This window comes from Streptomyces sp. ActVer (assembly GCF_027270795.1).
Classification (GTDB): Bacteria; Actinomycetota; Actinomycetes; order Streptomycetales; family Streptomycetaceae; genus Streptomyces; species Streptomyces umbrinus_A.
On the sequence record NZ_JAPWHT010000417.1, the window covers coordinates 1 to 9,093 of the forward strand.

A 9,093-nucleotide genomic window follows, 5' to 3' on the forward strand; every position below is an offset into this window, starting at 1 on the left:
GAGGCGGCAGCGGCAGCGGGCGGGCGGGGCACGACGCTCAACGCGGCGGCGACTCCGACGCCGCCCAGGAACACGCGTCGCGATACCGGGGACGCCGTGCGAGCTGGGCTCCGGGAGTCTGCGGGGTTCGAGTCCGGGACCGTCATCGCGTGATTCCTCCTGTGGGGGGCCGGGCCGGTCGAAGCTGCCCGCTCCTTCCCTCGGGGAGCGGGCAGCCGGTGGAACGGAGGAGTGCCCTACAGCGCGCAGGCGGGCTTCGGGTTGTAGAGGCGGTTCCACGTGCTGGGACCCACGATGCCGTCGGCACCGCCGTCGGTGGCGTTACAGGTCTGCACGTAGTACACGCCCCGCGCGGTGGCCTGGCCGTAGTCCCCGTCCACGTCGAGCCAGTCGGAGTACTTGCTGTAGTAGTTGATGAGGCACTGCACCTGGCGAACCGCGTTGCCCTCGTCGTTGGGACGGACCGTGGGCCGGGCGGTGTCGGAGATGTAGTTGCAGTTCGGCTCGGCGGCCGCGGCGCTCGCGGAGGGCGCGACCGCGAGGCTCCCTCCGAGAGCCAGTACGGCGGTACTGCACAGGAGGGCTAGGCGGCGGGTACGCATGATGTCTCTCCCGAGGTGTGTGATTGTTGTGATGAAAGTAAGAGTGCGTGTGAACACGACCGCCGGTCTACGAGATTCGAACAGGCCGAAAGAAGGCAGGTCAGGCACTCCTCCGCGCCAGACGCGCCAGACGCGCCAGATATCAGGACGCGGGATTCCAGACTCCGTCGAACAACGCCAGTTCCAACACGTCTGGGCGTGACCCGGGCCATCCGATCCCCGCGGAGGCGAGTTGTCCGGCCGCGGAGTGGACCCACCCCAGGTACACCTCGTACCGATGGGAGGTCCAGCCGCTGTCCGACCAGATCCATGCCGCCACCTCCGATGCGGAGGCCAGTCCCATGTCCGCGCCCACCCACGCGGCATGAGCCCTCATCACACGCGCGACCCGCTGATCCAGGATCAGCGCGCGGGGAACGGCGGAAGCGTCCGTCGCCAGGTCGAGGAAGTACGCCGGGTCGAGGAAGTATGCCTGGTCGAGGAAGTGGAGGAACTTGGTGAAGAACGCCGGGCCCAATCCCTTCACCGCTCCTCGGAGGCCGCGGTACGCCGCGACGGCGCCCTCCTCACGAAGGACCGACCCGGCCATGGCCAACGCGCCGTCGACAGTGGGTTCCGCCAGGATCTCCTTGAGGCGGTGCGGACCGTATCCGGTCCGGCCCTGCCCCCATACGTACGACGCGACCAGGGCCTCGGACCACTGCGAGCGCTCTGCTGCCCTGCGGGTCGAGGCGACCACCTGGTCACGGCTGACCCTCGCGGTTTCGGTCCCCGACCGCTCAGGGAACTCAACGGGCCATGGCTCGACGCCCGACCAGTGTGCGGGCACGTACTCCACGGCGTGGCCGCCGGCACCTGTCACGTACTGAGCGCCGGGTCCGGCCAGCCAACGTCCCAGCTTTCGCACCGCAGTTGGGGGCAGCAGCCGCTTCCGAAACTCGTCGTCCAGCTCGTCCGCGAGATCCTGACGTCCCATCCCGCAGCCCCCGATTCCCACCACACCTCGAAAGCCCGCAGGGTACTGGGGACTTACTGCTTCCGGACTCGAAATCGGCCCGGAGACAGGTCCGAGTGGGCTCGGAGCAGGCGTTGTCAGTGGTCTCACTTAGAGTTCCGGTCACTTGATCAGTGAAGTGCGGGGAGGCACATATGGGGTGGGTCACGGCCGGCGACTACGAGGTCGGCCTCGACGGCGGAAAGGTGGTGTGCCGCAACGCCGCGGGACGGCAGTTGAAGTCCGTCCCGGCCAAACTCGCGGACGATCCGGCGGTCATGGGACTGCGACAGCTCGCCGAGTGGCTGGAACGGCACGAACGCCAGTGCCTCGCCGACGTCGAGAAGTGGATGGTGCGCTCGCTTCCGGTGCCCCTCGCCGTGATCGCCCGGGTGTGGCCGGATCCCGCCTGGCAGAGCGCGCTGCGCGATCTCGTCGTCACCGGTCCGGACGGCGAAGTGGCCGGATTCCTCCGGGACGCCGACCTCGACCGCGGGCTCGGCCTCGTCGATCTCGACGGTGACAGCGTCCGGATCGCCCCCGCGCTGGTCCACCTCCCCCACCCCGTCCTGCTCGACGACCTTGAGGAACTGCGGGAGTTCGCCGTCGAACTCGGCGTCGAGCAGCGTGCCCAGCAGCTCTTCCGGGAGGTGTGGCGACGCCCCGTGGGCCTCGACACCGAGGCCACCACCGTGGAGGACTACGCGGGCGGCGCGTTCAAGCAACTGCGCTTCCTGCACGGTCGAACCACCCAGCTCGGCTACCGCGTACGCGGCGGCAACGCCGTCTGCTCCGTGCGGGAGGACGCCCGCGGTGTGGAGGCCCGGGTCTGGATCGACGACTACGACGGCTACGAGGAGACCGAGACCGGCCCCCTCATGTGGACCGACGGCTCCGGCCGCGTGCTGAAGCTCGGTCAGGTGGGGCCCGTCGCCTGGTCGGAGGGCATGCGCATGGCTGCCGCCCTGTTCGCCGGGCGTGACATCGAGGACGAGGAGCAGGCGGCATGACCACCTACGCACACACCACCGCGGCCGCGCTCCTCGAAGCCGGTGCCGTCCTGCCCGTGGGCACCACCACCGGCGAGGACGCCGACTCCCTCACCGTACGGACGTACACCCACCCCGCGCTGGACGGCCGGCTCGCCGTCCGTCTCGTGCCCGGCACCCTCGGCGAGGCCGAGGACCTGGCCCTGGAGTTCCTCGGTCTGGCCCGCGAACCGGAGACCCCCGAGGTCGGACAGGTACGCCGCGAGACCCTCGGCTTCCCCGCCTGGGCACTGGTCAACGACCCGGCCAACGGCCACCACGCGCTGGCTCTGGTCAAGGACGTCGAGCGGCTGGCGCGCCAGGCCAAGTCCCGCCCCGGCACCGCCAAAGAGGGCTTCGAGGAGCTCGGCGAGCGGCTCGGCCGGGCCGTGCCGCACTTCCTGCCCACCTTCTACGAGCAGGCCGCCCGGATCTTCCTCCAGCACGAGAACACGACGTACGCCGCGGCCTTCTTCGGCAAGGCCCGCGAGGCCGAGCGGGTGCACGCGCTCGCCGTGGACGAGGAGCGGCAGCGCGCCGTGTTCCTGGAGTTCGCCTTCGCCGGGGCGCTGACGGTCAAGGCGCTCAAGGAGTATGTGAAGGACCTGGCCCACCGGCTCGATCCGGCCACGGCGTGGTCGCAGTTCCGGCAGCTGTGCGTGGAGCGCTGCGCGGCGGGCATGCCGCCGTACGCTTCGCTGCCGCAGGACGCCCGCGGCCTGATCAAGGCCGCCGGGCTGAACCGGGTCACCGAGGAATGCGCCCTGGTGGCCGACCTGGTCGCCTCGCCCGCCGCGGTGCGCGCGCCCGTCTCCTTCTGGACCGCCTACCGAGCCCCCCTCGCGGTCCTCGCCGAGCGGCAACCGGCCGTACGGGCACGGCTGCTGGAGATCATGCCGACCACCTTGGGCCGCGAGGTCAAGGACGACGAGTTCTGGTTGACGCTGCTCGCGGAGAGCGGCGCCGATCGCCTCCTCACCGGCGAGGACGACGAGAACGGCGAGGACCGTCGGGCCGATCGGGCCGGTCAGGACGGCGAGAAAGCGGGAGCCGTCGACGCGGCCGATGGCATCGACGCGGCGGAGTGGCTCAGCCGCTGGGCCGCCCACCGAAAGCACGGCGGCACGGTCAGCAGCCGCTCACCGCTCACCCTCCGGCTCGTCGAACGGATGGCGCCGCGGCTGCGTGCCGACGGCCGGGCCGTGGACCTGTTCACGGGCCGCTGGCACGCCGGTGCCGACCTCGACCTGCTGGACCTGTGCGTGGCGCAGGGAGTTCCCCTGGCGATGCCCGACGCGGACAAGGAGGTGTATCTGTCCCTCGACCGCTGGCTTCGCGACCGCGAGTCCGGTGGGCGCGACCTCACCGCCACCGCCGCTGACCCGCGTTTCCGGCCCCTGCTGCACCGGGCCATCGATGCGCTGAGCGACGACCGGACACTCGCCGGTGTGTTGGAGGCCCTCGCCGCCCATCCCGTTCTGAGTGACGTGCTGCGCGAGTGGCTGGACGACGCGGCCGAGAGGTTCCGCGCCTCGACGGGCCTGCCCGGCGCCCGCGCGGCGCTCAACCGCCTGCGCCCCTTCCGGCCGATCGCCGCCCGGGTCAGCCCTCAAGCGGTCGCGCGTGTCGGGGAGCACGAGATCGCGCCGCTGCTCGGCCGCACCCTGCGGGCCGGCATCCCCGACAAACTGGGCTGGCCCGCCCTGGACGAGGCGCTGCGCCTCCTCGAAGCCGACACCGATGCCAAGACCAAGAGCGGGCGCAGGCGCCACCGTGACGACGACGCACTGCGCCTGACGGAGGCGTGGCCCGCGCTGATCCTCTCCCGCAGGCACAAGGCCGTCGTCGTCGGACCGGACAAGGTTCTGCTCGACCACGATCTGCGCCTGCCCGTCGAGCTGGACCGCTGGCAGCAACCGCAGTTCCGCTACACCGACGGCGAACTGCTCGTGATGTGGCGGCAGGACAGCAAGCAGTTCGGCTACTGGTCGGCCCGGCCGTCCGAGGTGTTCACCCTCGGCGGGGAGCAACTGCCCCACTGGTACGGCAACGACGCCGGTGACCCCTCCATCCCCCTGCCCGGCGGCGGCCGTGCCACCGGCGGACGCACCCTGCACGCCGGCGACACCGTGCTGCCGCCGAGCCGGTCCGTCATAGGTGACGGCACGACCTGCTGGCGCCAGGGCCGGCAAGGCCGACAGCAGGTCTGGCTGGAGTACGACCCGGACACCGGTACGCACGGACGGGCGTCCCTGCCCGCCTTCCTGCGGTCCGGCATCCGCGAGGACGCCGCGCTCCTGCAGCACCACTGCGAGGTCCTGCCGCTGCAACCCGGCCTCGAACACAGCCCCTTCGGCACCGACGGCACGGTGCTCGGCCGCTGGGTTCGCTCGGAGGGCGAAGGAGCCGAGGCCCGGACGACCGCCGGTACGCCGGACGGCCGGACCGTCACCCTGCGAGCGTCCGGCTTCCCTCTCGGTGCGCTCCGGCTGCCGGGAGGTGCCGAGCCCGTCGCCGCGTGCCTCAACATGCACGTCGTGCTGTTCGCCTCCGAGGACACCTCCGCCACCGGCGAACTCGGCCGGGTCGTACCCGGTCAGCCGGGCGGGGAGTACGCCGCCGGCACCCGGCTCGTCCCGCCTGTCGCCTTCTGGCACGCACTTCGCCCCCGCGACGAACGGGCGTCCGCCGTGCTGCGTGCTCTCACCGACGAGGCGGCGGCCGACGTGCTGCGTGCCGGGGCCCGGGCCCTGACCGAGCGTGAGGCCCTGGTCGTCAAGGCCGGCGACGCCGCCGGCACCACCGTCGACGGCAAGCCCGTCGTCCCGTCGGTGGACGACTTCATCAGGCCTGCCGTGGCGGCGGCCCTGCCCGGCCTCACCGACGAGCGGCTGCTCATCGGCGTGTCCGCCCTGGTCCGTGAGGCGCTCCGCCTCACCGGGACGGCTGCCGCGTTCGTGGCCCCGCCGGTCGAGAAGAAGCGGCCCGAACAGCGGCAGAACGAGGAGATGTTCGCCGACTACCGCCCCAAGCACGGCGAGGACCGGACCCTGCGTGCGGTCACCGCCGGCATCGCCGATCTGGGGGGATGGTGGGGAGGCAACCACGCCTGGACCGCGCTGCGCCAGATCCGGGCCGTGAACCACGTGCTGTCCGGACGGCCCGCCGAGGGCAAGCCGCTCCCCGATCTCGCGCAGACGGGCGCCCTCGGTGACGGCTGGCGGAGCGAGGAGCGCACGATCCCCGACATCGGCATCGTGTGGCCGTCACTGCTGGCCGTGCTGCGGCCACTGGCCTACCGGACCGCCACGCCCACCCTGACCGACGACGAACGGGAATCCCTGCTCCTGCTGCTGGAGGCGGTCGCCGAAGGACCGCTGGCCGCAGCCGGAGGCGGGCTGCGCGAGATCCTGCTGAGCGAGCCGCACACCAAGCAGCAGCGTGCCGGTCAGGTGCTCCGCCGGGACGGACGCACCGTGGTCCTCCTCGGCTGCCAGTCCGTCGACACCGAGCGCAATCGGGTCGGTTGGCTCGCCCTCGACCACGACCCCTCCGGCGCGTTCGGCGCCGTCGCCCACTTCACCCTAGACAAGGAGACCGCGGTGCAGTCGGCGTTCCCCGCCGACGGGCTGGCCGCCCTCACCCGGACGATCCGGGACAAGGGCGCCGCCCCCTGGCACTCCGGGGCGCCCGCCGCGTTCGCCACCGCGACCCGCGACGGTCTGGGCCCCGTCCAGGCCACCGTGCTCCTCGCCGCGCGTCCGCAGAACCCCAGCGCCGACGTACTCGCCACGATCGGTCTGAAACCCCGGCAGATGGACCTGGGCAACGGCCGGCTGTCGTCGCTCGGCCGGGAGGACCGCTTCGCCCTCATGGGCGCTCTGCTCCCCGAGGACCCCGCCGACCTGTGGACGACCGGACCGGACATCGCGGCCGCGGGCCGGGTGTGGGCCGAGCGCCTCGCTTCTGTCGTCCGCCTGCCCGAGGACCTCGCGGTCGATCTCGCCGGTCTGCCCGCCGGCTCCGCCGAGGCCGTGCTCAATCCGGGTCTCACCCCCTGGATCAGCCGCACGACGGTGCAACGGCCGGACAAGAACGGCAACCTCGTCCCGGCCGACCCCGCGGCGGTGCCCGGACGGTACGACCTGACCCGTGCCGTCGCCTCCCTGGCCGCACTCGCGTATGGCCTGCCGTACGGGCACTCGCTGCGCGCCTGCCTGCCCGAGGGCCTCGCCGCCCTGCGCCGCCGGCTCACCGACCCCGGGCTGCTGCTCGACCTCGACGTCGAGTGGACGGACAAGGGCGGCTCGACGGCGGTCGAACTGCGCAAGGCATACGGGCTTCCCGCCACCGGAGGAGCCGACGAACACGGTCTGACGCCTGTCGGGGAGGCTCTCGTGCTGCGCCCCTGGTACGGCGATCGAGAGACGGTCCTGCTCCGGCCCGGCGCCCTCACCGGTCCGGATGACGCGGTCCTCGGGCTCCTGGAGGGCCTGGTGGGTCAGGACCGCGACGGTGGCCTTCAAGCCCTGCGCACGATCCTCGACGACGGACTCGACCGCGCCCTGACCGCCGGCCTCGCCCCCGAGGAACCCGTCGGTCACGCCCAGGACCCCACCGTCGTCGCTCCCGCGCTGGTCGCCGAAGTGGCCTCGGCACACGGTCTCAGTGAGGACGCCGCCGCGCTCTACCTCCAGTTGCTGGCACTGCCCGATCCGACGGACCGCAACTGCGCCCGCTGGACCGGCTGGAAGCCCGCTCGGCTGAAGAAGGCCCGCACCGAACTGGCCGCCACCGACCTGGTCGTCGAGGCGAAGCGACCGCGCGCCGGGCGCACCCTCTTCCTGCCCTGCGGCTGGCGCGACCTCAAGTCCCCCGCCCTGCCGGTGGAGACCTGGAAGGAGGGCCTCTACCCGGTGCGCGACCGCTCACGTGCCGTGCCCCGCCTCCCGGTGCCCGACCTGTTCGCCCTCGCCTGGCAACGCGTCCAGGACGGTGACGCGCCCGCCTACGAGAAGCTCACCACCCGCGCCACCCGGAAGGGCCGCCGCCGATGACCACCGCCCGAGCCGACCGGACGAACCCTTGCCTGCGGCCCCGGATGACGGCTCCTCGGACGACGACCCCTCTGCCGACGACCTCCCGACCCGACCGGACGGACCACCGATGACCACCACCCTGGCCGCCGACACGGCCCGCCAGATCACTCCGCCCGAGGACCGGCACGCCACCGAGCTGGCCTTCCTCGCCGCCTACGACGACGGGCCGCGCCCACCGGCGTGGCGGCTCACGCCCCGTGCCGTCGTCACGTTCGTCATGGGCAGCGACGGCCGGGTCCTGCGGCTGCCCGACGACGCCCCGACGCCCGAGGGTGTGCCGCGGCGCCTCGTCGTAGAAGGCAAGTTCGTCGGTGACCGTGCCCTGGTCGAGCGGTGCGTCGTCACCCTCGCCGGCGAGCGCGGGCTGCTGCTCGTCGGCGAGCCCGGCACCGCAAAGTCCATGCTGTCCGAGCTGCTGTCCGCCGCCGTCTGCGGCACCAGCGGCCTGGTCGTCCAGGGCACCGCGGGCACGACGGAGGACCAGCTCAAGTACGGCTGGAACTACGCCCTGTTGCTGGCCCAGGGACCCAGCCGCCAGGCCCTCGTACCCTCGCCCGTCCTGACCGCCATGACCCGGGGAGCCGTCGCCCGGGTCGAGGAGGTCACCCGCTGCCTGCCCGAAGTACAGGACGCACTGGTGTCGTTGCTCTCCGAGCGGCGCATCGCCGTACCCGAACTGGCGGGCACCGAGGACTCCCTGGCCCACGCGGCACCCGGCTTCAGCCTCATCGCGACCGCCAACCTGCGCGACAAGGGGGTCTCGGAGATGTCGGCCGCGCTCAAGCGCCGCTTCAACTTCGGGACCGTCGGCCCCATCGCGGACCTCGACGCCGAGACCGCGCTCGTACGCAGCCAGGCACGTGCCTCGGTCGAGCGGGCCGGAGCCCCCTTCCGCGTCGACGACGCCGTACTGGAAGCCCTCATCACGGCCTTCCGGGACCTGCGGGAGGGCCGGTCCGCGGAAGGCTGGGAGGTCGAGCGGCCCTCCACGGTGATGAGCACCGCGGAAGCCGTGTCCGTGGCGGGCGCGCTGGGGCTCGCCGCCGCCTACTTCCCGGGCGACCGTGACGTCCTCGGCCTGCTGCCCGGTCACCTCCTCGGCGTGGTCCGCAAGGACGACCCCGCCGACGCGGCCCGGCTGCGCGGCTACTGGGACGGCCCCGTCAGGCGCCGCGCCGAACAGGGCTCCGCCACCTGGCGCACCCTGTGGGACCTGCGCACCGTCCTGGAGGACTGACCACCGTGCCCCTCTCCCCCGACGAAGCCGTCGCGGCCCTCACCGACCCGGCGGCGCCCTACCTCATCGGCGTACGGCACCACGCGCCCTCCCTGGCCGCGGCCGTGCCCGCGCTGCTGGACGCGGCCAAGCC

General features: G+C 72.6%; 5 protein-coding genes. 3 read left to right on the top strand and 2 right to left on the bottom strand.

What is annotated here, in order from left to right; genetic code table 11:
* Positions 1-236: 236 nt before the first annotated feature.
* A complete protein-coding gene (locus O3Q52_RS42185; protein ID WP_269653839.1) occupies positions 237-602 on the bottom strand; it encodes a peptidoglycan-binding protein in 366 nt (121 codons plus the stop codon).
* Between the two features lie 142 nt (positions 603-744).
* On the bottom strand, positions 745-1,578 hold the full coding sequence (locus tag O3Q52_RS42190) for a hypothetical protein (RefSeq protein ID WP_269653840.1): 834 nt from the start codon (positions 1,576-1,578) through the stop codon (positions 745-747).
* 173 nt (positions 1,579-1,751) lie between these two features.
* Between O3Q52_RS42190 and O3Q52_RS42195 the strand changes: the two genes are divergently transcribed.
* From O3Q52_RS42195 to O3Q52_RS42205, 3 genes are all read left to right on the top strand, one after another.
* Entirely contained in the window at positions 1,752-2,606 is an 855-nt protein-coding gene (locus O3Q52_RS42195; protein WP_269653841.1) for a DUF4132 domain-containing protein, read from the top strand.
* The gene (locus tag O3Q52_RS42200; RefSeq protein ID WP_269653842.1) at positions 2,603-7,681 is read left to right on the top strand and encodes a hypothetical protein; all 5,079 of its coding nucleotides are present in this window, start codon (positions 2,603-2,605) and stop codon (positions 7,679-7,681) included. Before O3Q52_RS42195 ends, O3Q52_RS42200 begins: the two co-directional genes overlap by 4 nt.
* Positions 7,682-7,790: 109 nt before the next feature.
* Entirely contained in the window at positions 7,791-8,960 is a 1,170-nt protein-coding gene (locus tag O3Q52_RS42205; protein WP_269653843.1) for an AAA family ATPase, read from the top strand.
* Positions 8,961-9,093: the final 133 nt, after the last annotated feature.